The following is a 26,133-nucleotide window of genomic DNA, read 5'->3' as shown; positions in this document are numbered from 1 at the left end:
CGTTGGGGAGCGTTGGGGTGGCCTTAGGCGCCCTCCCCAGTCCCGCTCCGGCCGGTCCTAGCCCCGGCGGGCTGCCGGGTCGGGGAGGAGCGGGAGCAGCAGCGAGACCAGCGCGGCGAGGGCGGCGTTCGCGGTGAGGGCCCACCGCAGCGCATCGCCGTAGGCGACGACGTCCTGATGGGCGGCGGGGCCGAGCGCGCCGTAGAAGAGGACGCCGATGACGGCGACGCCCACCGCGCCGCCGACCTGCTGCCCGGTGGACAGGACACCGGAGGCCATCCCGGTCTCCTCGGGGCGGACGCCGGCGAGGACCGCGCTCAGCAGCGGGGTGACCAGCAGGCCGTTGCCGGCGCCGACCAGGGCCAGGGTCGGGACCAGGTACCACGCGGTCAGTGCGGGGCCGGCCAGGGTGGCCACCGCGACCGTGCCGGCGAAACCGAGGAAGACGATCAGTGCGCCGGCCTGGAGGACGCGCCGTCCGAAGCGGGCCAGCCGTCCGGCGAGCAGGCTGGCCACGAAGAAGACCACCGCGAACGGCAGGTAGAACAGCCCGGCGCCGAGCGCGTTCTGCCCCAGTCCGTCCTGGAGGGTCAGCGAGAAGATCAGGAAGAAGGAGTTGATGCCCGCGTAGGTGAGGAGCACCAGGGTCATGCCGACCGCGAAGGGCCGCTCCCGGAACAGCCGCAGCCGTACCAGCGGGGCCCCGCCGGCCGCGTCCACCCGGCGCTCCACCAGGGCGAACGCCACGAACGCCAGCACACTGGCGGCCAGGCTGAACCACGCCCACCGGGGCCACCCGGCGGCCCGCCCCTCGACCAGCGGGACGATCAACAGGCCCAGCGCCAGGGTCAGTACGCCGGCTCCCGGCAGGTCGAGGCGGCGCGCTTCCGGGGCGCGGTTCTCGGGCACGTGGCGCGCGGTGAGCACCAGCGCCACCAGGCCGACCGGCACATTGACCCAGAAGATCGGGCGCCAGGAGGAGCCGAAGAGGTCGGCGGAGACCAGGACGCCGCCGAGCAGCTGGCCGACGGCGCCGGCGATGCCGATCACCGCCCCCAGCGCCCCGAATGCCCGGGCCCGCCGCCCGTCCGGCACCAGCACCTGCAGCATCGCGAAGACCTGCGGGAACATCGCGGCCGCGGAAAACCCCTGGGCGAGCCGGGCGGCGATCAGCACCCCCGCGCCGGGCGCCAGCGCACAGCCCACCGAGGAGAGCGTGAACAGCGCCATCCCCCACTGGAACAGCCGCTTGCGGCCGAAGCGGTCGCCGAGCCGGGCGCCGGTGATCAGGGCGATGGCGTAGGTGAGTTGGTAGCCGGCCAGGATCAGCTGGACATCGGCATCGGAGGCGTGCAGGTCCTCCTGTATGGCGGGCGCCGCGACCATCACGATGAAGGTGTCGAGGACGGCCACGAAGGCACCGGTGAGAATGAGCGCGAGGGCGCCCCGGGAAGCCGTCACCGGGGGCGTGGGAAGAGAGGCCGGGGCGGTGTGCGCCGCCTCGGCCGGGCGTGATGCCGGGTGTGATGCCGGCCGTGATGTCTGAGCCATGGCGCAACGCTCGCGCAGCCCCGAACGCCCGTACAGAGACCGATTATGCTGGTGTTTTCGCTACCACCGACCGTGTGCGTAACCACCCGCCGTGTGCGTACGGCCGGCCGGCGGCCCGTCGGCGGCCGGGTGTCGCCCCGTTCCCCGGGAGAGTCCATGGCCGACGAGGACCGGCGGCGCGCCCTCGCGGAGTTCCTGCGCGCGCGCCGGGAGCGGATCACCCCGCAGGACGCGGGCATCCTGGCCGGGCCCCGGCGGCGCACGCCAGGGCTGCGGCGCGAAGAGGTCGCCCAGCTGTCCGGTGTCAGTGTCACCTGGTACACCTGGTTGGAACAGGCCCGGGACATCGGCGTCAGCCGCCAGGTCCTGGCCAGTCTGGCGCGTGCCCTGATGCTCAGCTCGGTCGAGCAGCGCCACCTCTACGCGCTGGCCGGCGAACTCCCCCCGGAGCAGCCCGACGGCTCCGGCCCCGGCCCCGCCCTGCAGCGCCTGGTGGACGCCCTGGACCCGCACCCGGCATATCTGCTCGACGCCAACTGGGACCTGGTCGCCTGGAACCGCGCCGAGGCCGGGCTGATCGGCGACCCGGGCCGACTGGCCCCCGAGGAGCGCAACTTGCTCCGGTTGGTCTTCACCGACCCGGCGATGCGGACGCTCCTGGGCGACTGGGAGGAGCAGGCGCGGGACCTCGTGGCCCAGTTCCGGGCGGACGCCGGCGAGCGGTTCGGCGATCCGCGCTGCGAGCGGCTGACCCGGGAACTTTCCGCGCTGAGCCCGGAGTTCACCCAGTGGTGGCAGGCGCACCACCTCGCGGACCTCGGAAGCACGCGGCGGACCTTCCGGCATCCGCGGGTCGGCGCGCTGATCTTCGATTACGTGAAACTGGCGGCGCTGGAAGCACCCGGGGTCAAGTTGTTCGTGTGCATGCCGCACGACGAGGCGACGCGGGAGAAGCTGCCCCGGTTGCTGGCGAGTTGAGAGTTGAACGTCTTTGCTGATCACCCCCGCTCGGTCGGTCAGCCCCGGTCGGTCAGCCCGGTCGGTCAGCCCGGTCGGCCGGTCGGCCCCGATCGGTCGGCTGGACGGCCACGGCCTTGAAGAACGTGTAGTGGAAGCTGCCGCCGGGCTCCGCGGCGCGCCGTAGGTCGGCGATGCCGCGGTCCCAGTCGGCGGGCGTCGCCAGCCCCGCGCCGAGGGCCTCGTCCCGTACGGATTCGATCATGGCGATGAAGGTCCGGAGGGTGAAGCCGTGGACGAGGCCGGGCCGGCTCGCGTCCGCGTAGACGGTACGCGGCCGGACGGCGACGTCCTCGAAGCCGGCCGCGCGGAGGAGGGGATGCAACTGCCGCCCGAGCTGCGCGTTTCCGCCGGCCGCCGCCTGAACGCGGACCTGGTGGCCGATCACCCGGCGGGCGGCCGGGCTGTCGGGATGGAAGACGACCGAGCCGTGGTCACCCTCGATGGCGGTGAGGGTGCCGCCCGGGCGCAGTACGCGGCGCAGCTCGGTCAGCGCGCGTACGGGGTCGGGGAGGTGTTCCAGGACGAAGCAGAGGAAGAGGTGGTCGAAGGAGGCGTCGGGAAAGGGGAGTTGGTGCAGGTCGGCGCGGTGCCAGGTCACCTGGGCCGAGGCGTGTGGGGCGTGCGCGGCCAGGTGGGCGCGGGCCTGGTCGAGGGAGGACGCGGAGCGGTCGAGGGCGGTTATACGGGCGCCCGGGCTGTTGCCGACCAGGTGCACGGTCTGCGCGCCGACGCCGCAGCCCACCTCCAGGACGTGGCTCCCGGCCGGGTAGGCCGTGCCGGCGTGCAGTAGTTGGGCCAGGGTGTCGGCCTGGTCACCGAGGCGGCGCGCCTCCTGGTCGGAGTAGCCGTGGACGTAGGAGGGGGCGGCGGCCGGGGGTGTGGCTGGGGTGACGGCTGCGGATGTGGCTGGGGTGACGGCTGCGGATGTGGCTGGGGTGACGGCCGGGGCATGGGGCTGAGGAGCCTGGGCCTTTTGGGTTTTCTGGGCTTCCTGGGCCGCGGCTTGGGCTTGCGTGTTCATGGAGCAACGGTCGCTGGAGAATGGCCCGATGGACAGGTCCAAAGAGGGTGCGACTGAAGGGTCCATAGATGAGCGACTTCCCGGGCACACGGCCGGATCCGACTCGGGCTCTGAGTCCGCCTCCGAGTCCGCTTCCGAGTCCATCACCGAGTCCGGCTCCGGCTCCGACTTCCTTCAACTGAGGATCGCCGGGGCGCCCGTAGGGCGCCGGGCGGACTGGCTGGCAGGCGAGCTGCGGCGGGCGATCGCCGACGGCCGGCTACCGGTCGGGAGCAGGCTGCCCGCGACCCGGGTGCTCGCCGCCGACCTGCGGGTCTCGCGCGGGCTGGTCACCGAGGCGTACCAACGGCTGCGGGAAGACGGCCAGGTGGCCGGACGGGGCCGCGGCGGCACGGTGGTGGTCGCCGCCCCCTTGACGGCCGCAGCGGGGCCCACGGGCGCCATCGGCGCGTCCGCACCGGCCGGCTCGTCCGCACCGGCCGGCGCGGCACCGCCGACGCACGCGGGTGCGACAGCGGCCCCGGAGGCCACCCCCTTCGCCGCCCCACCCCGCAGCGACATCTTCGACGCCCTCCGCGCGCTCCCCGCGCGGATCGACCTCACGCCCGGCGTGCCCGACCTGGCCTCGTTCCCCCGCGCCGCCTGGCTGCGCGCCGAGCGCGCGGTGCTCACCGCGCTCCCGTCCTCGGCCTTCGGCTACGGCGACCCCCGGGGCGCCCCGGAACTCCGCCGCGCCGTCGTCCACTGGCTGGCCCGCAACCGCGGCATACGGGCCGACCCCGCCGACGTCCTGATCGTCTCCGGCACGGCGCAGGCACTCGGGCTGATCACCCAGGTCCTCCGTGCCGACGGCATCGACGCCATCGCCGTGGAGGACCCCGGTTCCCTCGGCGCCCGCCAGCACCTCCACCACTGGGGCGCGGCGACCCCGCCGGTTCCGGTGAACGAGGACGGCGTACGCGTCGATGCGTTGCGGGCGACCGGCGTGCGGGCCGCCCTGCTGACCCCGGCCCACCAGTTCCCGACCGGTGTGGTGCTCGACGGCGCCCGCCGCCGCGATCTGCTCCGCTGGGCGCGCGACACCGGTGGCCTGATCATCGAGGACGACTACGACGCCGAGCACCGTTACGACCGCCCGCCGGTCCCCGCCCTGCACTCCCTCCTCGCCGACCACGTCTGCTACGCGGGCAGCGTCTCCAAACTCCTGGCCCCCGCCCTACGGGTCGGCTGGCTCCTCGCCCCGCCCCGTTACCGGCAGGCACTGGTGGACGCCAAACGGTTCGCCGACCTCGGCAATGCCACACTGCCGCAACTGGTGCTGGCCCGCTTGATGGACTCCGACTCGGGTGAACTGGAGCGCCTGATACGGCAGTTGCGCCGCCGCCACCGGGCGCGCCGGGACGCCGTCATCGCGGCGGTCCGCGCCCACCTCCCGGAGGCGGTCGTGCACGGCGCCGCGGCCGGCCTGCACCTGACGCTGACCTTCCCGCCCACCGCCCCGCCCGACACCGAACTGGCCGCCGCCGCCCTCGCCCGCGACGTCAAGGTCCATCCACTCTCCTGGCACACCCAGCGCCCCTACGGCCGGCCCGGCCTCGTACTGGGCTACGCGGCCCGCACCCCCGGGGAGTTGACGGAGGCCGTCGCCATCCTGGGGGAGGCGCTGCACACCGCTGGCAACCGGAACGGCCAGGCCGAACGGTGAACGCATGGCGGAGGACGGACGCTCGGCTGACACCCCCTGATGCTTGAACACAAAAAGAACTGTCGGCCGGTTCATGAAGCGCCAGGGGCATGCTCGGCGGCGTTGTCAGTGCCGTGTGCGAAAGTGGATGCAGCAGATGAGTTGAGCGGAGCAGTAACGGGGGAGGGGACTCACCATGCCGTTGGCAGACGAGGTAGCGGCGTTCCACGAAGGACGGCCGAATCCGGCCGCCCTCATCGGTGAATTCCGGCGTACAGTTGTCATACTCCCGACCGTCGACGACGCCTTTCTTGCCGCCGATTTGGACGGTATCCGCTGGCTTTACGCATTCAGTGACGAGGAGTCCTTGTCCCGTTTTGCCGCCGGTCGGGGGAGCGACCCGGCGACGGAGTGGCAGTACGCCACCGTGACCGGCGCCCGGATCCTCGACGTGCTGATACCGGCCATCGAAGGCCCGGCAGGCGTGGCCCTGGACGCCGGCAGCGCTCAGGGCATGCTTTTCCCGCCGGTGTCGGGAATCGTCCCGGACCACGTCGCGGTGGACGCGGACAATGGCATATCCGCGGCCTCGTCTGCCGAGGCGCAGGGCAGCACCACGTACGTCTAGGGGGAATATCCATGGGGCTCATCGGGGGCGACGGCTACCGCACCGACCCGGAGGCTTTCGAGCAGCTCACCAAAGGCATAAATGCCGCAATGAGCGAACTCAAGGAGCTGGGTTTCGATATCGAGGCCCAACTCGGCCGCGGTTTCGACAGGTTGTCCTTGGACGCCGTGGAATGCGGCGACGACGGCCTGGCGACGGTCTTCTCCTCGTTCTGCGACCGCTGGGGCTGGGGCGTCCGCACCCTGATGCAGGACGCCAACACGTTCTCCAGGAAGCTGGGCCTCACTGCCGGGAACTACTACGAGCAGGAGCAGTACGCCTCGGACCTCCTCAAGCAGGGCGTGAACGCCGCGTTCGGCGACCCGACCAGGTCGGCGGAGGACCTGCACAAGACGTCCTGGAGCAAGCTCAAGGCCGATGTCATCGACGCCAACACGGACTTCGACTACGACCCGAACTCGAAGGCGTCCAAGGAGTCGTTCCAGCGCACGGACGACGCCCTCCGGAGGTTCGGGCACGACGCGTCCGCGTCTGCGGACCGCGCGCTGAACTTCGGCAATGACCTGGCCGACACCGCAAAGAAGATCACGGAGGCGGAACAGACACACGGGGGCAGTGACAAGTGAACTGGTTCGAGGAAGGCGTCAACAAGGTCGCCGACGGGGTGGGCGAGTTCACGGACGCCGTGGAGCGCGGCGCCGGGGAGGCCGTCGAGTTCGGTGCCGACAAGCTCGGCGACGGCCTGGAGGCGATCGGCGCGGACGGCGCCGCGGAGAAGGTCCGCGCGGGGGGCGACAAGCTTGCGGGCGCGCTGGGTGCCCATGTCGACGAACGGCAGCTGGGCGAGACCGACGACCCCAAACAGCTCATCCACGGTGACGTCGAGAAGCTCAACGAAACCGTCTCCCACCTCAAGGACTTCGCGGCGGCGTTCAACCGCGTGGCCGACGGGATGCACAAGCTGGGCTCCGGCCAGAACTGGAGCGGCCAGGCCGCCGACGCCTTCCGTGAGGCGTTCGACATGCATCCCAAGCAGTGGATGCACGCCGCCGATGCCTGCGACGACGCCTACAAGGCGCTGAAGTCGTATGCCGAGACGGTCTCCTGGGCGCAGGGCAAGGCATCCGACGCGATCGAGAAGTACCACCAGGCGGAACAGGCCCGCGAAACCGCCCTGGAATCATGGAAGTCGAAGGCCAACGCGTACGTGGCGCAGGCCGAGCGCTACAATTCCGCCGTCGAGCGAGGTGAGAACCCCGGCACACAGCCCACCCCGCCCGGCGATTTCGTGGACCCGGGCACCGAGGGCCGCGAGGCCGCCCAGGACATGCTCAAGAGCGCCCGCAGTCAGCGGGACGAGTCGGCCGAGCGGGCGCGCAACGCCATCCAGGGCGCCCTGGCGCACGCCCCCGACAAGCCACAATTCACGGACCTGGCGGGCGCGGCCGTCAAGGACGGCTTCGACGCCGTCCCCGCCGAGGGCATGCATCTGCTCGGCGGCGTCGCGAAGGCCGGCATCGAAACCGTGAACCTCGCCCGCACCGTCAACCCCTTCGACCCGTACAACCTCGCCCACCCTTTCCAGTACGCCTCGAATGTCTCCACGACCCTCCTCGGCCTGGGCCAGTCGGCCATGCACCCCGTCGGGATGGCAAAGGGAATGCTTGGCTCCGGCTGGGGCAGCGACCCGGCGGAGGCATCCGGGAAGTTCCTTGGCAACCTGATCGGTGGCAAGGGAGCGGGCGGACTGGCCAAGGGGGCGCTGAAGGCGGGCGCGAAGGACGCCCTCAAGGGTGCCGCCCGTAACGCTGCCAAGGAGGGCGGCAAGCGGACGATCCGGGACCGCCTGCGCACCGGCTGGTGCAAGACCTTCGGCAGCGACCCCATCGACATGGCCACCGGCCGCATGATCCTGCCGCAGACCGACATCAGCCTGCCCGCCGGCCTCCCCCTCGCCTTCACCCGCACCTTCGAGTCGTCCTACCGCACCGGCCGCTGGTTCGGCCGCACCTGGATGTCCACCCTCGACCAGCGCCTGGAGATCGACTCCGAGGGCGTCATCCTGATCGGCGAGGAGGGCAACTTCCTCCTCTACCCGCACCCTGCCGTAGGCGTCCCGACGCTCCCCCTCGAAGGCGACGGCGCCCCGCTCGCCCGCACCCCCGACGGCGACTACTTCCTCGTCGACCCGCTCACCGGCGTCCGCCGCTACTTCACCACCTACACCGAGAATCTCGCCCTCCTCGACGAGATCTCCGACCGCCACGGCAACCACCAGACCTTCGACTACACCGAAGACGGCACGCCCACCGCGATCACCCACAGCGCGGGCTACCGCCTCCTGCTGACGACCGAGAGGGCCGCCGCCGGGACCACCGACGGGACCACCGAGGGTGCTCGCATCACCGCCCTCCACCTCGCCGGCGCCGCCACCGACGGCAGCGACCAACTCCTGGCCACCTACGGCTACGACGCCTTCGGCCACCTCACCACCGTCACCAAGCCCTCCTCCGACCGCCCCCTCCGCTTCACCTACGACGACGCCGGCCGCATCACCTCCTGGACCGACACCAACGGCAGCAGCTACACCTACGCCTACGACGAGGCGGACCGCTGCACCTCACAGGGCGGCATCGCGGGCCACCTCCGCGCCCGCTACATCTGGGGCGACCCGGACCCGGAAACGGGCCTGCGCACCAACCGCTTCTTCAACTCCCAGGATCAGCAGACCACTTACCAGGTCAACGACCACCATCAGATCGTCGCGACCACCGACCCCACTGGCGCCACCACCCGCACCACCCGCGACACCAAGCACCGCATCCTCTCCACCACCGACCCGCTCGGCCGCACCACCCACTTCACCTACGACGACGCGGGCCGCCCGGTGGCGGTCGCTCTCCCCGATGGCGCCACCTCCACCACGACCTACGACGTCCACGGCAACCCCCGCACCGTCACCGGCCCGGACGGCGCCACCTGGACGCACACCTACGACTCCCGCGGTCTTCGCGTCGCCACCACCGACCCCATAGGCGCCACCACCACCTACACCCACGACGCCCTCGGCAACCTCGCCTCCGTCACCGACGCCCTCGGCAACACCACCCACATCACCTGCAACGCCGCCGGCCTCCCCCTCTCCGTCACCGACCCCCTCGGCCACACCACCCACTACGCCCGCGACGCCTTCGGCCGCACCACCTCGATCACGGACCCCCTCGGCGCCACCACCCACATGCTGTGGACAGTCGAGGGCAAACTCGCGGCTCGAACAGACCCCACCGGCGCGCGGGAGGAGTGGACCTACGACGGGGAGGGCAACCGCCTCACCCACACCGACGCCATCGGCCAGACCACCCACTTCTCCTACACCCACTTCGACCTCCTCGCCGCCCGCACCGACCCCGACGGCGTCCGCTACGAGTTCACCCACGACACCGAACTCCGCCTCACCCAGGTCACCAACCCCCAGGGCCTCACCTGGAACTACACCTACGACGGCGCCGGCCGCCTGATATCCGAATCCGACTTCGACGACCGCGTCCTCTCCTACGTCCACGACGCAGCGGGCCAACTGGCGTCGCGGACAAATGGGCTGGGCGAGGTGACCACCTACACCCGAGACCCCCTCGGCCGCATCACCGAGAAGAACGCCGCAGGCCTGATCACCACCTACGCGCACGACCCCGCCGGCAACCTCCACCAGGCCACCAACCCCGACGCCACCGTCACCTACACCCGGGACGCCCTGGGCCGCGTACTGACCGAAACGGTCAACGGCCGCACCATGACGTACACGTACGACATCCTGGGCCGCCGCACCTCCCGCACCACCCCCACCGGCCACCACACCACCTACACCTACGACGCCGCCGGCAACTGCACCGGCATGGACATAGCCGGCCACCCGCTCTCCTTCGAGTACGACGCCGCCGGCCAGGAACTCACCCGCACCATCGGCGACACCCTCCACCTCACCCACACCTGGGACCCCACCGGCCGCCTGACCAAACAGTCACTCGCCGGAGCCGATGCCCGGACCTTTCAGTGCCGCAGCTACGCATACCGTCCTGACGGCTCCCTTGTTGGAATAGACGACCACTTCAACGGGCCACGTACCTTCGACCTCGACGCGGCGGGCCGCGTCACGGCCGTAAACGCCCGCGGATGGACGGAAACCTACGCCTACGACCAGGCAGGCAACCAGACCGTAGCCGAGTGGCCTTCAAGCCACCCGAGTTCAGAAGCTCGCGGCAGAAGAACCTACACCGGCACCCGAATAACCAACGCTGGCCACGTCCGCTACGAACACGACTCCCAAGGCCGCATCACCCTCCGCCAGGAAACCCGAATGTCCCGCAGGCAGGGAACTTGGCGCTACAGGTGGGATGCTGAAGACCGTCTCATCGCCGTCGCTACCCCAGACGGCCAGTCATGGCGATATCTCTATGACGGGCTCGGCCGCCGAATGGCAAAGCAACGCCTTGCGGACGACGGAACGGCCATTGAACAGGTCGACTTCACTTGGGACGGCACCACTCTTGCCGAACAAGCCACAAGTTCGCCTTGCGCATCCAACCCGATCACCCTCACTTGGGACCACGACGGCCTGCGCCCCATCGCTCAGACTGAGCGAAAGTCGCTGGGCCACGCCCCCCAGCAAGAAATCGACCGGCGCTTCTTCGCCATCGTCACGGACCTCGTAGGTGCCCCTACTGAGCTCGTGGACGAAACCGGTGTCGTCGCGTGGCGTGCCCGTACAACCCTGTGGGGCACCACGTCCTGGACCCGCAGCAGCACTGCCTACACGCCCCTCCGCTTCCCAGGTCAGTACTTCGATATCGAAAGCGGCCTCAACTACAACTTCTTCCGCTACTACGATCCAGAAACTGGCCGTTACGCTACTACCGATCCTTTGGGTCTTTCTCCTGCACCCAATCCGGTTACTTACGTCCACAACCCCCATACTTGGGTCGATCCCTTCGGGCTCTCCGGGTGTCCACTCGGAGAGAAGAGCAACCCGTTCAAGGAGCGAGAAGCGGCAGAAAAAGCGGCATTCCAACACGCAGGAGTTCCCCACGGTGCGACGCCGGATGCAGAATGGGTCGTGGTCGGCGACAAGATGATGAAGCATATGCCAGGTCATGTTTATTCGCCAGACCCTACACATTGGGGAAACTTCCGGCAATTTGAAACCCCGCATGGGTCACGCGTAGTCGTGGAACATACTCACGATCCAGCTGGCCCGCATTTTCATGCCGGGGCACCTAAGGGAAGGACCCTGGAGGATCAAAGTCGAAGCGGAGTTAATTTTGGTTGGGATAACTCCAAGGAGGGGTATGGGTATATGGAGCGCTACAGGGCAATCAACAAGATGGGTGGAGATCATCACTTCTTCTATGAGGAGCGCAAGTGAATCGGGCTGAACAGATCCTTATTGAAAAACTGGAATCGGCGCACCTGGAGGTGATTGACATTTGTGGAAATACCTCGTCGCCGACCGTCGATGAAGCCTGGAGGAAGATGGCCAACGTCAATACGTTGCCTAGTGCTACGGTTCCGTGCAGCTTGAAGGAATCCCATGCAGAGGTGAACCGGATCTGGTTCGATCAGGTGGAATCGGGTGGGATTTTTGGGCCTTCAGGATCATTTCTGGTCACTGCAGTCACCACGGGGAGTGGAGATGTTGGTTGGGTTCGCGTCCAGTGCACTGAGGGAACTGATATGTCTAGACTCACGGACGATCAAGATGGAATTGAGTTCATTGCCCGTTCGGAGGATGGCTCTAGTATCTGCGGCGTCACTACCGAAGAGTATGACTACTGGATCGTAAATACCTCATTCGCTTGAGTGATAAGTATTCGACTTCGGAGTTGAAGCTCATCAGCATCAGGTCGAGCGCCGGTGAATTCAGTGCTTTCTTGGCCGATGCTGGGTAAACTCGAATTTTTTCGGGATCGAGATGCTCGATCAGTGTCCGTCAGGTAGTTAGCTGGCGGTAGCCTTTTGCGAGTTGGGGACGAGGGCTAGGGGATTACTTGTCTGCGTATGGGCCGCCGCCGAGCGGCTCTCAGCCCTATGGCCAGCCTGGCGGGCCTGGGCCCTATGGTCCGCCTCCGCCTCATCAGGGCTTGTACGGTCAGGCCGGCCAAGGGACTTACGGGGCGCCAGCTCAGGTTCCGTACGGGGCGGCTCCGTATCCTCATCATCCGGCGCCGCAGTCGTATGGGCAGGTGCAGCCTCTGCAGGGTGGTGGCGTCGCGATGCCGGGTGTGTTGCCGTCGGGGAGGCGTCCGACCAACTCCACGAGGGTGCGCATTATTGCGGTGGTGGCGATTGTCGTTCTCGGAGTTGCCTTCTGGTTGCTGAGCCGTGGACCTCATGCGCCTCACGCGAAGTTTGCTGACGAAGCGCAGGTCGGCGACTGCGTGGAGAAGTCGGGATCGGGCGACCATGTGGAGCTTAGGGTCGTCGAGTGCTCCAGCAGTAAGCGGGTTACAAGGTGGCCCTCCGATATCCCGCTGGTGGCCGGTGCCCCGACGGCTTGAGTGAGTATGAGAAGACTCGGGGGACTCTGGTGACGCTGCGGCTGTGTCTGAGCCCTGTCGAGCGGTAGATGTTGTCTGTTCTGAGTACGGCTAAGTACGGCTACTCATGCGGGTGGGTGGGGGTGGGGGTTGGCTGGTGGCATGGGAGAAATGTCGTTGCCGGTGGAGGAAGAAGAGCGGGATGCGCGAGCCTGGGTGGGGCCGCTGATCGCGAGTGTGGTCACGGTGGTTGCGGGGTTCTTTGCGCTTGTTGTGCTTGGGTTCTCGGCGATGGCTTGTGATGCGTGCAGTAGTGAGAAGGCGCATGGGTTTGATGCGAGTATTTCGACTGCCTTGGTGGTGCTGAAGGTTGGGTTCTTGGGGCCGGCGGGGTTGCTTGTGACGGCTTGGGGGTTGCCGTGGGAGCGGCGGAACGCCGGGCGGCGGGCGATGCTCGCGCTGACGGCTCCGTTGGCGGTTGTGGTGTTGTTTGTGGTCTGCATGGCGCTTGTGGAGTGGCCGTGATGTGGGAGTGGGAGAAGGATGAGCCGGCGCCGCGGGCGTTGGTGGCTCCGGCTCTTGCGACGACCCTGACGCTGCATGTGGGGTTCGTGCTCGGGTGGCTTGTGGTGCTGACGCCCGCGGTGTGTGGGTCGTGCGGGGGTGAGCGGCTCGATCGTTTTGTGGCGAGTCTGAAGTTCGCTGTTGTCGTGTGCGGCTTGGGGTTGGTGGTGCCGGTCGGGTTGTTGGTGGTCAGTTGGGCTCTGCCGCGTCGGCGGCGCTACACCGTGTGGCGGGTCACCTGCGCGATTCTGGCGCCGCTTGCTCTTGTCGGCTTGTTCGTGTTGTACGCCTCACTTATCGAGACGTAGGGAGGTTTGGGCCTTCGTCGTCAGGAGCGTTGTCGGTCGGTGCCGGCAGACGGCCGAGCCTGCTGTCGGCGATGCGGAGGGTGTTGCCGAGGGCGGTGGTGGTGCGGTTGAGCATGAGGCGGAGGAGGAGGGGACCGGCGGCGGCGTTGCGGAGGGTGGTTTCGGCGTCGGTGTACGCGACGGCGGCGTTGCGCATTTGTTGCTCCTCCATGCGGTCCGCCCGGCGGGAGAGGTAGCCGTTGCCGTCGCCCGCGGGGGCCAGGTAACAGGGCCGTCCGTCCCATGTCTCCCAGGGGAGCAGGCGGAGGGGGGAGCCCGGCTGTTGGGCGTTGTCGGGGTCGTAGGGCATGGTCGGGATCGCCTCCGTCGTGGGTCCTTTGTGCGTACAGCCACGAGTGTCAGTGACGGCAAGTAGCCTCGGAAGTACAGAGGGTGTGTCTTGAGCTTCGTCACGAGGGGTGTGCACGCATGGGCAACACGTACGGAGAGTGGCTGCGGCAGCAACGGGAGCTGGCGGGCCTGACGCAGCAGCAGTTGGCGGACGATGCGATCATGACTCGTTCGCATATCGCACACATCGAGGCGGGGAGGCGGGTCCCGTCAAAGGAGGACGCGCGGCGGCTGGACAACGCGCTGAACACGGGAAACGTGCTCAGCAGCTTTCTGCCGCAGGGTGACACGGAGGTTGTCGACTACTTCGAGGCGGCGCGGCAGCTTGAGCGGCAGGCGACGGTTATCCGGGAGTACGCGCTGTCGCATGTGCCCGGCATCTTGCAGACGGGAAGGTATGCGCGTGCAGTTCTCGGGGCGGCATACCCTCGCTGGAGTGACGAGGAGCGTGACAAACACGTCGTCACTCGCCTTGATCGCGCGAAGGTCCTGGCGGATCCGGTAACGCCCGCGGTGTGGGCGCTGCTTGACGAAGCGGTGCTGCGCCGCCCGATCGGCGGCCCGACGGTCATGGCGGACCAGATCATGCACATCGTGAGCTTGGCCGAGGCGGAGCGAGTGCGGGTGCACGTCTTGCCGTTGGGTCGGGGCGCATATCCGCTGCTGCAAGGGATGCTGTCTCTGATGTGGTTCGAGGACCAGCCCCCGGTGGCCTATTCCGAGGGCCAGTCGGTCGGCAAGGTGCACGATTCGCCAGCCCTGGTCGAGCGGCTGCAGGGCGCCTACGCTCTCACCATGGGCGAGGCCCTGCCGATGGGGGAGTCACTTGCCCTCATGAGAGCGACAGCGAAGGAATACGGGCACCATGACTGAGCACACCATCCGGAACGCTGCCTCGATGAGCGGTTGGCGTAAGTCCTCCTACAGCGGGTCCGAAAACGGCAGCTGCATCGAGGTCCTGGACGGTTACCCCCACGGCATACCCGTCCGGGACTCCAAGGCCCCGCACGGGCCGGCGGTTGTCGTCCCGGCGGGGGCCTGGAGTGCGTTCGTGGGCGCCGTTAAGGGTGGGGCGTTCGGGGGGCGTTAGGCGAGGACCCGGCCCAAGGCGCTGAGGGCCGACTTCAGTTCGCGCTCCGTGATGGTCAGGGGTGGGGCCAGGCGGATGGTGGAGCCGTGGGTGTCCTTGACCAATACGCCCTCGTACATGAGGCGTTCGCTGATGGTGCGGCCGGTGCCGAGGGTGGGGTCGATGTCGACGCCGGCCCAGAGGCCGCGGGTGCGGAAGGCGGTGACGCCCTTGCCGAGGAGGTCGCTGAGGCCGGAGTGCAGGACCTTGCCCAGGTCGGTGGCGCGGGACTGGTACTCGCCGGTGGCGAGGAGGTCGATCACCGCTGAACCGACGGCCGCGGCCAGGGGGTTGCCGCCGAAGGTGGAGCCGTGTTGGCCGGGGCCGAGGACGGACATGACCTCGCGGCGGGCGACGACGGCGGAGACGGGGATGATGCCGCCGCCCAGGGCCTTGCCGAGGAGGATGACGTCGGGGACGACCCGCTCGTGTTCGACGGCGAGAGTGGTGCCGGTGCGGCCGAGGCCGGACTGGATTTCGTCGGCGATGAGGAGGCAGTTGGCGCGGGTGGTGGCGGCGCGGACGCCGGTGAGATAGCCGTCGTCGGGGATGAGGACGCCGGCCTCGCCCTGGATGGGCTCGATGAGGACGGCGGCGGTGGTGTCGTCGATGGCGGCTTCGAGGGCGGGGAGGTCGTTGTAGGGGACGGTGCGGAAGCCGGGAGTGTAGGGGCCGAAGCCGGCGCGGGCCTCTTCGTCGTCGGAGAAGCTGATGATGGTCGTGGTGCGGCCGTGGAAGTTGCCGCCGGCGACGACGATGGTGGCCTGGTCGGCGGGGACGCCCTTGACCTCGTAGGCCCATTTGCGGGCGAGCTTGATGCCGCTTTCGACGGCCTCGGCGCCGGTGTTCATCGGGAGGACCATGTCCAGGCCGGTGAGGTCGGCGAGCGCGGCGGCGAAGTCCCCGAGGCGGTCGTGGTGGAAGGCGCGGGAGGTGAGAGTGAGGGCGTCCAACTGGCGGTGGGCGGCCTCGATGAGGGCCGGGTGCCGGTGGCCGAAATTGAGCGCGGAGTAGCCGGCCAGCATGTCGAGGTAGCGGCGGCCCTCGACGTCCTCGACCCAGACGCCCTCGGCGCGGGAGATGACGACGGGGAGGGGGTGGTAGTTGTGGGCCAGGACCGGGGCCTCGGCTTTGATGAGGGAGGCGGAGGAACGAGGCGTAGCGGTGCGGTTTTCGGTGGGCGCGGTCGTCATGGGCGGAGCTCCTGGGTGCAGCACTTGATGCCGCCGCCGGCCTTGTGGAACTCGGAGAGGTCGACGGGGACGGGGACGTAGCCACGGGCGGTGAGCTGCTCGATGAGCTGTGTGGCCTGGGGTGCGATGAAGACGTGGCGGCCGTCGGAGACCGAGTTGAGGCCGAAGGCCAGGGCGTCGTCGCGGGTGGCGAGGACGGCGTCGGGGAAGAGGTGGCGGAGCGCTTCGCGGCTGCCGGGGGTGAAGGCTTCGGGGTAGTAGGCGATGTTGGGGGGCGGCGGGGCCGTTCCGCCGTCGGAGCTGTCGCCGGTGCTGAGCCCCTCGGTGGCGCCGCTCCCCGTGGCGGTCGGGAGGCCGTCGTCGAGGACGAAGAGGGCGGTGTCCAGGTGGTAGAAGTACGGGTCGGTCAGCTGGAGGCTGATCACCGGGCGGCCGAAGAACTCCTGGACCTCGGCGTGTGCGTCGCGGGTGGTGCGGAAGCCGGTGCCGGCGAGGAGGTAGCGGCCGACGGGGGCGAGGTCGCCCTCGCCCTCGCAGGACGACTCGGGCCGGTAGAGGTCGTAGCCGGCGGCCTTGAACCAGATCTCGTACTCCCGGGACTCCGGGCGGCGCTGCGGGGCGTGGAAGAGCGAGCCGAAGGCACGGCCGCCCACGACGACGGCGGAGTTGGCGGCGAAGACCATGTCGGGGAGGCCGGCTACCGGCTGGATGGTCTCGACGGTGTGGCCGTGGTCGCGGTAGGCGCGGACCAGGTTTTCCCACTGCTGGAGGGCGCGGGCGGTGTCGACCTCGGCGTCCTCGCGCATCCAGGGGTTGATGGCGTACTCGACCGCGAAGTGCGTGGGCCGGCAGGCGAGATAGCGCCGGGCGCGGGCGGTGCGGCGCGCGTCGGTCAGGGGCGCGCCGCCGGGCTGGGTGATGGGCACAGAAAGGGCCTCCGCTTCCTGCTGTGACGGCCTGTTAGCGATCGTCACCTGGGGCATCCACGGTAGGGAGCGGCGGATTCCGGTCACAAGAAAGGAATGCTGCGAGGGTGCGCAGGAATGCTGCTTGTGTGGCCCGGCTAGCGCTGGTTTGCTGCGTGCGGTCGCGGCTGGGGGCGGTTCCGGGCGCCGTCGGAGGGGCGGCTGCCGGCGCGGTCGGAGGGGCGGCCGCGGGCGCCGGCCTCGGGGCTGTCGGGGAGGAGGTGCGAGAGCACCATGTAGCTGATCGTCTTCCGGATGAACGGTTCCGTCCGGATGCGTTCGAGGACCTCCTCGAAGTGCCCGACGTCCGTGGCGCGGACGTGCAGCAGGGCGTCGGCGCCGCCGGTGACGGTCATCGCGGCGGCGATCTCGGGGTGGTTGCGGACGACCTCGGCCAGTCGCCGGGGCGGGGCGGCGCTGTCGCAGTAGACCTCCACGTACGCCTCGGTGAGCCAGCCGAGGGCGGCGGGGCGGACGGTGGCGGAGAAACCGGTGATGACGTCGTTGTCGCGGAGGCGGTCCACCCGACGTTTGACGGCGGTGGGGGAGAGGCCGATGGCCGAGCCGATCTCGGCGAAACTGGCCCGGCCGTTCTCGATCAGCGCGGCGACGATCTTGCGGTCCAGCTCGTCGAACGGCGCGGACTTGGTGCTCATGGTGCGGCCCTTTCTTCCTCTCCCCCTGGGGCGTGTCTTCTGCCTCCCCCGGGGCGTGGGGTGCAGTCACGGTAACGGGGCCGGCCGGGAGCCAGGGGCCGGCGGAGGGTGGTTTGTTGGGCAGGGCGCCCTGCCTGTGGTGGCTCTCCAGCCAGCAGCGCGGGTCGGCCGTGAGCACGCCTGACCTCCCCGCACCCGTCACCCACCACACACAGCGGCGGCCCCCGCCCCATTAACCCCTCCGCCGAAGGCGGAACACGACATCCGGGACGCCGGCCGATGCCACGGCCGACCGTTCGATCACCGCATGCGATCCTGGTGCGTCATGTTTCCGCCGGGCGGACGGTGTGCGTACGGCGACACGGGGAGACGGGGAGACGTCCGCCAACTGTGGCGGGCGGTTGGCGATACGGGTGGACGTGCGGCGATACAAGGGTGCATCGATGAGACTCTGCTTCCTGGTGGAGGAGCAGTACCGCCACGACGGCATGCCACGGGACGTGATCGCCCAACTCCGCGCCTGGGGGCACCGGGTGGACATCCTCTGGCCGGGCCGCTCGCTGATCCGGATGTCCGAGTTGTCCGGGGCGGTGGCCGACGGCCGGCATGACGCCTGGGTGCTCAAGACCGTTTCCGGCGGGCCGGGGCTGACCCTGCTGGAGGCCGCCGCGACCACCGGACTGACCACGGTGAACGACGTACGGGCCATACGGGGCGTTCGGGACAAGGCACTTGCCGCGGTGATCGCGCGGGCCGGTGGGCTGCCGGTGCCCATGACGTACGCGGCGATGCGGGCCGAGGAGTTCGCGGAGCTGCCCGAGGCGGAGTTCCCGCTGGTGGTGAAGCCGGCCGACGGCAGTTCGGGGCGCGCGGTGCGGCTGGTGGAACGACCCGAGCAGCTGGGGTCCGGGAAGCCGGCCTCCTGGGCGGTCGAGGCGCCGCCCGGCGGCGTGGCGGTGGACGGTGGCGCGGAGTCGGGCGGCGGCACGGAGGCCGGCGGCATGCTGATCGCGCAGCCGTACGTCCCCAACTCCGGGATCGACCTGAAGGTCTACTGCGTCGCCGGCGACCTCTACGCGACCGAGCGCCGCTCCCCGCTGCACCCCGGGCAGCCCGTGACGGAACGGCAGGTTCCGCTGCCGGTCGAGGTCGCCCGGATCGCCGCCGAGGTCGGTACGGTCTTCGGCCTCGACCTGTACGGGGTCGATGTGCTGCTGGGGCCGGACGGACCGGTGGTGGTCGACATCAACGACTTCCCGAGCTTCCGGAAGGTGCCGGACGCGGTCGCCCGGGTCTCCGCGGCGGTGCTGCGGCTGGCCCGCCACGGCAGCGCTCACGCATCGGCGCCGACCGTGCCCCTCATCGGGCGTCGGGCCGAGCCGTGGGCGGCGGCCGAGGCGGTCGGGGGCGTGCGATGAGGGTCGGGGTCATCAGCGCGGATCCGGGCCATCCGCTGCTGTCGGCGACGGCGGAGGTGCTGCGCGGAGCCGGCCACCGGGTGGCGTTCGTCGGTCCGGACGGGGGGACGCTGCCCGGCTGCCCGGGCGGCCCCGACCGGCTCGACCCCGGCCCGGAGGGCGAGGACACCCCCGGGCCGCTCGCCGACGTCTATCTGCTCAAGGCGCGGACGCCCGACGCGCTTACCCTCGCCGCCCGCCTGGAGGCGCAGGGCGCGCCGGTCGTCAACTCGGCTGCGGCCACCGCCCGTTGCCAGGACCGGGTCGCGATGGCCGAGCTGGCTCGCGCCGCCGGGCTGCCGTTCGCGGAGACGCTGCGGACGGCGACGGTCGGCGCGCTGGCGGCCGCCGCGCCGGACCTCCGCTTCCCGCTCGTCCTCAAGAGCCGCCACAGCCGCCGGGACGACCTCGTGGCGCGCGTCGACAGCGCCGCCGAGCTGGCGGCACTGGCGGCAAACCGGCACTGGCGCGAAGAGCCCGTGATCGTCCAGGAGTTCACCGCCAACAGCGGCTGGGACCACAAGCTGTGGATCGTCGGCGGCCAGCCGTTCGCCGCCCGCCGCCGCTCCGAGCTGGCGCCCGGCGGCCGCGGCCCGAACCTGCCGCTGCCGCCCGCCGCCTGGATCGAGGGCGCGCTGCACGTCGGCGAGGTCTTCGGCCTGGAGGTGTACGGCGTGGACGTGCTGCACGCCGGCGCCGGAGTCCCGTTGATCGTCGACATCAACGCCTTCCCGGGCGTTCGCGGCCAAGTGGGCGCCCCGGAGGCGCTGGCGGAGCTGGCACTGCGCCGGGCCGCGAGCGGCTCCGCATAGCAGTCCAGGAGCGGTTCCGCATAGCCCAGGAGTCGCACGCCTCGCGGCCCTACCCTCCCAACTCAACCCGAAAGAGTGCCAGTTCGGCGTGGGCGTGACCGGAGGAGCCTACGGCGGCGGCCGCCGGGGTAGTGCTGCGCCCGTCAAGGGGGTGCCTCGGCGCGCCCTCCTTCCGTACACACCGTTCGTACGGAGGGGCATCGGTATCGGGAGAGGCCACCAACGGTGACGCATTCACAGTCGCAGACCACGTCATCGCAGAGCGCAGCACGGACCGCGTCGTCGCGAACCGCGGCGCAGCCCACAGCGTCCAAGAGGCAGCCGTTCACCCTGCCGCACTTCTACCTGCCGCACCCGGCCCGGCTGAACCCGCACCTGGAGGCCGCCCGGGCGCACTCCAGGCGGTGGGCGCGGGAGATGAACATGCTGGAAGGTTCCGGCATCTGGGAGCAGCGGGATCTCGACGCCCATGACTACGCCCTGCTGTGTGCCTACACCCACCCGGAGTGCTCGGCGGAGGCGCTCAACCTCGTCACCGACTGGTACGTCTGGGTCTTCTTCTTCGACGACCACTTCCTGGAGAGGTTCAAACGCACCCTGGACCGGGAGGGCGGCAAGGCGTATCTCGACCGGCTGCCGGCGTTCATGCCGATGGATCCGGACGCGCCCGTCCCGGAGCCGACCAACCAGGTCGAGGCGGGGCTGGCCGACCTGTGGGCGCGGACCGTGCCGTCGATGTCGCCGGACTGGCGCCGCCGGTTCGCCGAGAGCACCGAACACCTGCTGAACGAGTCTCTCTGGGAACTCTCCAACATCAACATCAACCGCGTCCCGAACCCCGTCGAGTACATCGAGATGCGCCGGAAGGTGGGCGGCGCCCCCTGGTCCGCGGGGCTGGTGGAGTACGCGACCGGTGCCGAGGTCCCGGCGGCGGTCGCCGGCTCCCGCCCTCTGCGCGTCCTCAAGGACACCTTCTCCGACGGCGTCCACCTGCGGAACGACCTCTTCTCGTACCAGCGCGAGACCGAGGACGAGGGGGAGCTGAGCAACGGCGTCCTGGTGCTGGAGACGTTTCTGGACTGCACCACCCAGGAGGCCGCGGACGCGGTCAATGAACTGATCACCTCGCGGTTGCAGCAGTTCGAGGACACCGTCCTGACCGAACTGCCGACGCTCTTCGCCGACCGGGGCCTGGACCCGGCCGGCTGCGCCGCCGTCCTCGCGTACGCAAAGGGCCTGCAGGACTGGCAGTCCGGGGGCCACGAGTGGCACCTGCGCTCCAGCCGCTACATGAACGGCGGTGGGGCGGGCGAGAGGAACGGCGGCGGAGCCGCTGACCTGGCGGCCGCCCTCCGCGCCGCCGCCGGTCAGCGGCTCCGCCGCACCCGCACCCCTCACCAGAAGATCTGTCCCCACCAGAACGCCGGTCCCCACCAGAAGGTCGGGCCCTCCCAACTCCCCGACTTCCCCATGCCGTTCACCACCACCCTCAGCCCCCACCTGGAGACGTCCCGGTGCAACGTCGTCACCTGGGCGCACCGGATGGGCCTGCTCCGGCCGCAGCCCGGCGTGCCGTTCTCCGGCATCTGGGACGAGGACGCGCTGAATCGTTTCGACCCGGCCCTCCGCGCGGCCGGCCGGCACCCCGACGCCACCCCCGACGCGCTCGACCTCGACACCCAGTGGCTGGCCTGGGGCACCTACGCCGACGACTACTACCCCGCGGTCTTCGGCCGGACCCGCGATGTCGCCGGCGCCATGGCCGCCACCAAGCGGCTCTCCGCCCTGATGTCCGTCGAGGAGCACCGGATGCCCGTCGAGGGGTCCGACCCGGCTCCCGCACCGGCCCCCGCACCGGCAAACGCCCTCGAACGCGGCCTCGCCGACCTCTGGTCCCGTACCGCCGGGCCGCTGACCGTCGACGCGCGGCGCGCCTTCAAGGCCACCGTCGAGACGATGACGGCCGGCTGGCTCTGGGAGCTGGACAACACGGTGCTGCACCGCATCCCGGACCCGGTCGACTACATCGAGATGCGCCGCGCCACCTCCGGCTCCGAGCTCACCATGAGCCGGTGCCGGCTCGGTCACGGCCGCCGGGTGCCACCGGAGATCTACCGCAGCGGCCCGATGCGCTCCTTGGAGAACGCCGCCGCCGACTACGCCTGCCTGCTCAACGACGTCTTCTCGTACGGGAAGGAGATCGAGTACGAGGGCGAGGTCCACAACGGCATCCTCGTCGTCCAGAACTTCTTCGCCTGCGACCACCCGTCCGCGCTGGCCATCGTGCACGACCTGATGACCTCCCGCATGCGCGAGTTCCAGTACATCGCGGCCACTCAACTCCCGGTCGTCTATGACGACTTCGGGCTCTCCGCCGAAGCCCGCGCGACGCTCGACGGCTACGTCGGGCAACTGGAGAACTGGCTCGCCGGCCTCCTCACCTGGCACCGCGAGTGCCGTCGCTACCGCGCCGAGTACTTCCGCCACCGGCCCGGCACGCCCGGCTGGTCCCTGGGCCCGAGCGGGCTGGGCACGTCGGCGGCACGGCTGGCACGGCTGGCGGGGGTGCGGGGGGCGGGAGCGGGAGTGGAAGCGGGCGGGTAGCGGGCCGGACCGGTGAGCCGAGTCCGGTGAGTCGAGTCCGACGAGTTGAGTCCGGTCAGTCGGGGCCGATGAGGACTGATCCCGAATGCCGGATTGATTCTAAAATGGAGGCAATACGGGCGCTTTCGATACCGCCGGGACGCCGCCGGGGACACCGGACACCAGACACCGGACACCGGTGGATCGTCCGCTGCGGCGCCCGCGCCCGCGCGGCGGCGGCAGCGCCCCGGAGAGACCGGAGAGACCGCAGAGACCGGAGAAAACCGGCTGCAACGGACTGGCGACGTGATGACCTCGGAGAATGACCGGCCGATGACCGCGGGGAATGACCGGCCGGAGCGGCCGGGCGGCGGGCCGGGCGAGGGACCGGGCCGGGTCTGCGACATCGCCGGCGCAGCCGCCGCCGAGTTGGACGGGCGCGGCGTGGTGATCTCCTGGACGCCGGCCGCCGAGCGGCTGCTGGGGTACCCGGCCGCGGAGGTCCTGGGACGCGCCGCCGTGGAGCTGCTGGCCGTGCCGGGGGACGCGGCGCGGGTGGCGGCGGTGGCGCGCTGGGCGGGGGACGGGTGGAGCGGGTCGGTGGCGGCCCGGCACCGGGACGGGTCCGCGATCCAGCTCGCGGTGCAGGTGGCGCCGGTGATCACCGCGGCGGGCGGCGGCACGGCCGACGCCGGGCGGTGGTCGGTCGTCGCGCTGAAGGAGTGGCGGGTCCCGGGCGGCGGGGTGAACCAGCTGATGCTGGAGCCGTTTCTGGCGCATGCCCCGGTCGGCCTGGCCGTACTGGACACCGACCTGCGCTACGTCTGGGTGAACGCCGTACTGGAGCACCTGATCCCGCTGGAGCGGCGGCTGGGCCGCACCGTGGGCGAGGTGCTGCCGCGACTGGAGGCCGAGGCGTTCGAGGAGCGGATGACGCGGGTGCTGGCGACCGGCACGCCGGTGATGGACTACGAGTTCCGCAGCCCCACCTACGCCGATCCCACCCAGGAGCGGGCCTACTCGGCGTCGTTCTTCCGGCTGGCCGGCCCGCACGGTGGCGGCGTGGGGATCTGGTACATGGTCATCGACGTCACCGAGCGCTGGCGGGCCCAGGAAGGGCTGGCGCTGCTGAACGACGCCAGCGCCCGGATCGGCAGCACCCTCGACGTGACCCGGACCGCGCAGGAACTGGCCGACGTGGCGGTGCCGCCGCTGGCCGACTTCGTGGCGGTCGATCTGCTGGACTCCGTACTGCGCGGCGAGGAGCCCGTCCCCGGGCCGGTCGACAGCACACCGACGATGCGGCGGGCCGGACAGCGGTCGGTCCACGAGGGGTGCCCGGAGGCCGCCCTGGAGGTGGGCGAGGCGGTCCGGCGGGCGCCGTGGTCGGCGGTCGCGCGCTGCCTGCTCTCCGGGGAGCCGGTGGTGGAACGGCTGCTGAGCGCCGACAGCACCTGGGTGGCCGAGGACCCGCGGCGGGCCGAGGTGGTGCGGAGGTTCGGGTACCGGTCGGTGATGGTGGCTCCGGTGCGGGCCCGCGGCATCACGCTCGGCGCGGCGACCTTCGTCCGGTCCCGGCGGCTGGGGCCCTTCGGGGCGGACGATGTGCGGCTCGCCGAGGAGCTGGTCGCCCGCGCCGCGGTGTGCCTGGACAACGCGCGGCGCTTCACCCGCGAGCGCACCGCGGCCCGGCTGATGCAGCGCAACCTGCTGCCGCACGCGCTGGCCGGCGGCGCGGCGCTGGACGTGGCGTCGTGGTACTTCCCGGCGGACGCCCCGAGTGGGGTGGGCGGCGACTGGTTCGATGTGATCCCGCTGTCCGGGGCGCGGGTGGCGCTGGTCGTCGGGGACGTCGTCGGGCACGGCATCGACGCCGCGGCCACCATGGGCCGGCTGCGCACCGCGGTCCGCACGCTGGCCAACCTGGACCTGCCGCCGGACGAACTCCTCGCCCGCCTCGACGATTTGGTGATCGGGCTGATGGAGACCCGCCGGGACGGCGGCGCGGGCGGCGAGGAGGGCGCGGCCGCCTCCTCCGCCGGGTTCATGGGCGCCACGTGTCTGTACGCGGTGTACGACCCGGTCAGCCGGGTCTGCACGATGGCCCGCGCCGGCCATCTGCCGCCCGCCGTGCTCGCCCCGGACGGCACCGTGCAGTTCCCGGACCTGCCCGCCGGGCCGCCGCTCGGCCTGGGCGCGCTGCCCTTCGAAGCGGTCGAACTGGAGCTGGCCGAGGGCAGTCTGCTGGCGCTCTACACCAACGGCCTTGTGGAGACCGCCGACCGGGACATCGGGGTGGGCATGGCCCGGCTGAGCCGCGCCCTGGCCGAGCCCGGCACGACGCTCCAGGAGATCGGCGGAAACGTCGTCTCGGCGCTGCTGACCGGCCCGCCGTCCGACGACGCCGCGCTGCTGCTGGCCCGGACGCACGCCCTGGACGCCGGCCAGGTCGCCTCCTGGGACCTGGCCACCGATCCGGCCGCGGTCGCCGGCGCCCGCAACCTCGTCGGGCGGCAGCTGTCGGCGTGGGGGCTGGAGGCGCTGCGGTTCACCACGGAGCTGGTCGTCAGCGAACTCGTCACCAACGCCATACGGCACGGCAGCGGCCCGATCACCCTGCGTCTGATCCGCCAGGACGCCGCCCTGATCTGCGAGGTCTCCGACACCGGAAGCACCGCCCCGCATCTGCGGCACGCCCGCACCACGGACGAGGGCGGCCGCGGGCTGCTGATCGTCGCCCAGCTCACCCGCCGCTGGGGCACCCGCTACACGGCCAACGGGAAGATCATCTGGGCGGAGCAGGGACAGCAGGGGGAGGGGGAGGGTCGCAACTCCCGTGAAGCGGCGGGTGTTTCACGTGAAACAGTGGTTCATTCGCCAACCTGATGTCGTCAACTCGATGGAGAAGGTGGGTGTTTCACGTGAAACACCTCGGGGGGCGGATGACGTTGCCGATGGCATCGTCGATGACATTGCCGATGCTCATGGCTGCCGATGCTCATGGCGGCTCAAGTGACCATGAGCGACCGTCATTCCACCCACGGTGACTTTCTCGTTTTGCCTGAATTTTCACACAATGCCCTTGTTGGGATGGAGGGTGAGTCGTAGGGTCGGTGGTGTCGCGGCCGGAACGTTCAGCCGGAACGGACCGCAGGGAACGCCCCGACGGGAACGCGCCGAATCGCCATACAGAGCACGGTCCGGGCAGGCCGCGGCGAAGCCCGATTCTCTGGAGGCGAAGATGACCTTCAAGGCATTCTTCCCCCGCAACCGTTCGTGCGGCGGTGGTGGCCACGGTCACGGCCACGGTGGTGACTGGGACTACGACGACGACTACGGACGCGGTTACGGACGTGGCTACGGACGCGGCGACTACGGATTCTTCGGATTCGGTGGACGCGGTGGCGGCCGTGGCTTCGGCTTCTTCATCAAGTAGTGGCCACGGTGTTGTCGCGCCGTCGGCCCTTTTCATGGGCCGTGAACGGCAGCTGACGACCATTGGCGACCACTGACGATCAACAGACATGTGATTCGGGCGCACGGGCCTGATGAGCAGCCCGAGGCGGGCTCGCGAGTGTGACGCGAGCCGGCCTCGTGGGCTGCCGTCCTCGCTCTTCAACGGCCCGCACCGCACGTGGCGAC

21 protein-coding genes are annotated in these 26,133 nt (G+C 70.2%); 15 read left to right on the top strand and 6 right to left on the bottom strand.

The genetic code is table 11. The features are described 5' to 3' along the window. Nucleotides 1-57: 57 nt before the first annotated feature. Nucleotides 58-1,461 carry an MFS transporter gene (locus tag ACRAS8_RS17010; RefSeq protein WP_438486885.1) on the bottom strand — a complete coding sequence of 468 codons (1,404 nt, stop codon included), beginning with the start codon at nucleotides 1,459-1,461 and terminating at the stop codon, nucleotides 58-60. Nucleotides 1,462-1,707: 246 nt separating this feature from the next. Between ACRAS8_RS17010 and ACRAS8_RS17005 the strand changes: the two genes are divergently transcribed. Next, nucleotides 1,708-2,529 carry a helix-turn-helix transcriptional regulator gene (locus ACRAS8_RS17005; RefSeq protein ID WP_438486884.1) on the top strand — a complete coding sequence of 274 codons (822 nt, stop codon included), beginning with the start codon at nucleotides 1,708-1,710 and terminating at the stop codon, nucleotides 2,527-2,529. Nucleotides 2,530-2,581: 52 nt separating this feature from the next. On the opposite strand, the gene ACRAS8_RS17000 is transcribed toward ACRAS8_RS17005, so the two are convergent. After that, nucleotides 2,582-3,592 (bottom strand): methyltransferase domain-containing protein, encoded by a 1,011-nt coding sequence (locus tag ACRAS8_RS17000; RefSeq protein WP_438486883.1) that lies wholly within the window; start codon nucleotides 3,590-3,592, stop codon nucleotides 2,582-2,584. Nucleotides 3,593-3,620: 28 nt separating this feature from the next. Between ACRAS8_RS17000 and ACRAS8_RS16995 the strand changes: the two genes are divergently transcribed. From ACRAS8_RS16995 to ACRAS8_RS16965, 7 genes are all read left to right on the top strand, one after another. Beyond that, the gene (locus ACRAS8_RS16995) at nucleotides 3,621-5,297 is read left to right on the top strand and encodes a PLP-dependent aminotransferase family protein (RefSeq protein ID WP_438486882.1); all 1,677 of its coding nucleotides are present in this window, start codon (nucleotides 3,621-3,623) and stop codon (nucleotides 5,295-5,297) included. 175 nt (nucleotides 5,298-5,472) lie between these two features. Continuing rightward, nucleotides 5,473-5,904, top strand: coding sequence for an SseB family protein (locus ACRAS8_RS16990; RefSeq protein WP_438486881.1), 432 nt, complete (start codon nucleotides 5,473-5,475; stop codon nucleotides 5,902-5,904). 11 nt (nucleotides 5,905-5,915) lie between these two features. Next, nucleotides 5,916-6,530: a hypothetical protein gene (locus ACRAS8_RS16985; RefSeq protein WP_438486880.1), complete on the top strand. Its 615-nt coding sequence runs from the start codon at nucleotides 5,916-5,918 to the stop codon at nucleotides 6,528-6,530. Then, nucleotides 6,527-11,323 (top strand): putative T7SS-secreted protein, encoded by a 4,797-nt coding sequence (locus ACRAS8_RS16980; protein ID WP_438486879.1) that lies wholly within the window; start codon nucleotides 6,527-6,529, stop codon nucleotides 11,321-11,323. Before ACRAS8_RS16985 ends, ACRAS8_RS16980 begins: the two co-directional genes overlap by 4 nt. Continuing rightward, the gene (locus ACRAS8_RS16975; protein ID WP_438486878.1) at nucleotides 11,320-11,757 is read left to right on the top strand and encodes a hypothetical protein; all 438 of its coding nucleotides are present in this window, start codon (nucleotides 11,320-11,322) and stop codon (nucleotides 11,755-11,757) included. The genes ACRAS8_RS16980 and ACRAS8_RS16975 overlap by 4 nt, the downstream gene beginning before the upstream one ends. Nucleotides 11,758-12,596: 839 nt before the next feature. Then, nucleotides 12,597-12,959 carry a hypothetical protein gene (locus ACRAS8_RS16970; RefSeq protein WP_438486877.1) on the top strand — a complete coding sequence of 121 codons (363 nt, stop codon included), beginning with the start codon at nucleotides 12,597-12,599 and terminating at the stop codon, nucleotides 12,957-12,959. Beyond that, nucleotides 12,959-13,306: a hypothetical protein gene (locus tag ACRAS8_RS16965; RefSeq protein ID WP_438486876.1), complete on the top strand. Its 348-nt coding sequence runs from the start codon at nucleotides 12,959-12,961 to the stop codon at nucleotides 13,304-13,306. The genes ACRAS8_RS16970 and ACRAS8_RS16965 overlap by 1 nt, the downstream gene beginning before the upstream one ends. On the opposite strand, the gene ACRAS8_RS16960 is transcribed toward ACRAS8_RS16965, so the two are convergent. Next, entirely contained in the window at nucleotides 13,293-13,655 is a 363-nt protein-coding gene (locus tag ACRAS8_RS16960) for a hypothetical protein (RefSeq protein ID WP_438486875.1), read from the bottom strand. The two genes, ACRAS8_RS16965 and ACRAS8_RS16960, sit on opposite strands and share 14 nt — an antisense overlap. A gap of 119 nt (nucleotides 13,656-13,774) precedes the next feature. Between ACRAS8_RS16960 and ACRAS8_RS16955 the strand changes: the two genes are divergently transcribed. Then, the gene (locus ACRAS8_RS16955) at nucleotides 13,775-14,569 is read left to right on the top strand and encodes a helix-turn-helix domain-containing protein (RefSeq protein ID WP_438486874.1); all 795 of its coding nucleotides are present in this window, start codon (nucleotides 13,775-13,777) and stop codon (nucleotides 14,567-14,569) included. Further along, the gene (locus tag ACRAS8_RS16950) at nucleotides 14,562-14,786 is read left to right on the top strand and encodes a DUF397 domain-containing protein (RefSeq protein WP_438486873.1); all 225 of its coding nucleotides are present in this window, start codon (nucleotides 14,562-14,564) and stop codon (nucleotides 14,784-14,786) included. The genes ACRAS8_RS16955 and ACRAS8_RS16950 overlap by 8 nt, the downstream gene beginning before the upstream one ends. Here the strand turns inward: ACRAS8_RS16950 and rocD are convergent. From rocD to ACRAS8_RS16935, 3 genes are all read right to left on the bottom strand, one after another. Continuing rightward, nucleotides 14,783-16,018, bottom strand: coding sequence for an ornithine--oxo-acid transaminase (gene rocD, locus ACRAS8_RS16945; protein ID WP_438486872.1), 1,236 nt, complete (start codon nucleotides 16,016-16,018; stop codon nucleotides 14,783-14,785). The two genes, ACRAS8_RS16950 and rocD, sit on opposite strands and share 4 nt — an antisense overlap. Continuing rightward, nucleotides 16,015-16,944, bottom strand: coding sequence for a dimethylargininase (gene ddaH, locus ACRAS8_RS16940; RefSeq protein ID WP_438486871.1), 930 nt, complete (start codon nucleotides 16,942-16,944; stop codon nucleotides 16,015-16,017). The genes rocD and ddaH overlap by 4 nt, the downstream gene beginning before the upstream one ends. Before the next feature lie 137 nt (nucleotides 16,945-17,081). Then, nucleotides 17,082-17,639, bottom strand: a complete 558-nt coding sequence (locus ACRAS8_RS16935) for an Lrp/AsnC family transcriptional regulator (protein WP_438486870.1) — start codon at nucleotides 17,637-17,639, stop codon at nucleotides 17,082-17,084. 443 nt (nucleotides 17,640-18,082) lie between these two features. Here ACRAS8_RS16935 and ACRAS8_RS16930 point away from each other — a divergent pair, with 443 nt between their 5' ends. The 5 genes from ACRAS8_RS16930 to ACRAS8_RS16910 all read left to right on the top strand — a co-directional run bounded on the left by ACRAS8_RS16930 (nucleotide 18,083) and on the right by ACRAS8_RS16910 (nucleotide 25,927). Continuing rightward, nucleotides 18,083-19,057, top strand: a complete 975-nt coding sequence (locus tag ACRAS8_RS16930) for an ATP-grasp domain-containing protein (RefSeq protein WP_438486869.1) — start codon at nucleotides 18,083-18,085, stop codon at nucleotides 19,055-19,057. Then, nucleotides 19,054-19,908 (top strand): ATP-grasp domain-containing protein, encoded by an 855-nt coding sequence (locus ACRAS8_RS16925; protein WP_438486868.1) that lies wholly within the window; start codon nucleotides 19,054-19,056, stop codon nucleotides 19,906-19,908. Before ACRAS8_RS16930 ends, ACRAS8_RS16925 begins: the two co-directional genes overlap by 4 nt. Nucleotides 19,909-20,238: 330 nt before the next feature. Continuing rightward, on the top strand, nucleotides 20,239-22,512 hold the full coding sequence (locus ACRAS8_RS16920) for a terpene synthase family protein (RefSeq protein WP_438490511.1): 2,274 nt from the start codon (nucleotides 20,239-20,241) through the stop codon (nucleotides 22,510-22,512). Between the two features lie 312 nt (nucleotides 22,513-22,824). After that, nucleotides 22,825-25,377, top strand: a complete 2,553-nt coding sequence (locus ACRAS8_RS16915; protein WP_438486867.1) for a SpoIIE family protein phosphatase — start codon at nucleotides 22,825-22,827, stop codon at nucleotides 25,375-25,377. Between the two features lie 355 nt (nucleotides 25,378-25,732). Continuing rightward, nucleotides 25,733-25,927 carry a hypothetical protein gene (locus tag ACRAS8_RS16910; protein ID WP_438486866.1) on the top strand — a complete coding sequence of 65 codons (195 nt, stop codon included), beginning with the start codon at nucleotides 25,733-25,735 and terminating at the stop codon, nucleotides 25,925-25,927. The last annotated feature ends 206 nt before the right edge of the window (nucleotides 25,928-26,133 follow it).

This window comes from Streptomyces sp. S186, from assembly GCF_051603415.1.
Taxonomy (GTDB): domain Bacteria; phylum Actinomycetota; class Actinomycetes; order Streptomycetales; family Streptomycetaceae; genus Streptomyces.
The sequence above is the reverse complement of the archived record's forward strand: the minus strand, read 5'-3'. Positions and strand labels throughout refer to the sequence as shown.

What these genes read in the sequence shown, in the direction of transcription:
- ACRAS8_RS17000 (WP_438486883.1), bottom strand. Translation starts at nt 3,592, where the DNA reads ATGAACACGCAAGCCCAAGCCGCGGCCCAGGAAGCCCAGAAAACCCAA.
- ACRAS8_RS16925 (WP_438486868.1), top strand. Translation starts at nt 19,054, where the DNA reads ATGAGGGTCGGGGTCATCAGCGCGGATCCGGGCCATCCGCTGCTGTCG.
- ACRAS8_RS16910 (WP_438486866.1), top strand. Translation starts at nt 25,733, where the DNA reads ATGACCTTCAAGGCATTCTTCCCCCGCAACCGTTCGTGCGGCGGTGGT.
- ACRAS8_RS16930 (WP_438486869.1), top strand. Translation starts at nt 18,083, where the DNA reads ATGAGACTCTGCTTCCTGGTGGAGGAGCAGTACCGCCACGACGGCATG.
- ACRAS8_RS17005 (WP_438486884.1), top strand. Translation starts at nt 1,708, where the DNA reads ATGGCCGACGAGGACCGGCGGCGCGCCCTCGCGGAGTTCCTGCGCGCG.
- ACRAS8_RS16990 (WP_438486881.1), top strand. Translation starts at nt 5,473, where the DNA reads ATGCCGTTGGCAGACGAGGTAGCGGCGTTCCACGAAGGACGGCCGAAT.
- ACRAS8_RS16950 (WP_438486873.1), top strand. Translation starts at nt 14,562, where the DNA reads ATGACTGAGCACACCATCCGGAACGCTGCCTCGATGAGCGGTTGGCGT.
- ACRAS8_RS16935 (WP_438486870.1), bottom strand. Translation starts at nt 17,639, where the DNA reads ATGAGCACCAAGTCCGCGCCGTTCGACGAGCTGGACCGCAAGATCGTC.
- ACRAS8_RS16995 (WP_438486882.1), top strand. Translation starts at nt 3,621, where the DNA reads ATGGACAGGTCCAAAGAGGGTGCGACTGAAGGGTCCATAGATGAGCGA.
- ACRAS8_RS16985 (WP_438486880.1), top strand. Translation starts at nt 5,916, where the DNA reads ATGGGGCTCATCGGGGGCGACGGCTACCGCACCGACCCGGAGGCTTTC.
- ACRAS8_RS16965 (WP_438486876.1), top strand. Translation starts at nt 12,959, where the DNA reads ATGTGGGAGTGGGAGAAGGATGAGCCGGCGCCGCGGGCGTTGGTGGCT.
- rocD (WP_438486872.1), bottom strand. Translation starts at nt 16,018, where the DNA reads ATGACGACCGCGCCCACCGAAAACCGCACCGCTACGCCTCGTTCCTCC.
- ACRAS8_RS16915 (WP_438486867.1), top strand. Translation starts at nt 22,825, where the DNA reads ATGACCGCGGGGAATGACCGGCCGGAGCGGCCGGGCGGCGGGCCGGGC.
- ACRAS8_RS16970 (WP_438486877.1), top strand. Translation starts at nt 12,597, where the DNA reads ATGGGAGAAATGTCGTTGCCGGTGGAGGAAGAAGAGCGGGATGCGCGA.
- ACRAS8_RS16960 (WP_438486875.1), bottom strand. Translation starts at nt 13,655, where the DNA reads ATGCCCTACGACCCCGACAACGCCCAACAGCCGGGCTCCCCCCTCCGC.
- ACRAS8_RS16955 (WP_438486874.1), top strand. Translation starts at nt 13,775, where the DNA reads ATGGGCAACACGTACGGAGAGTGGCTGCGGCAGCAACGGGAGCTGGCG.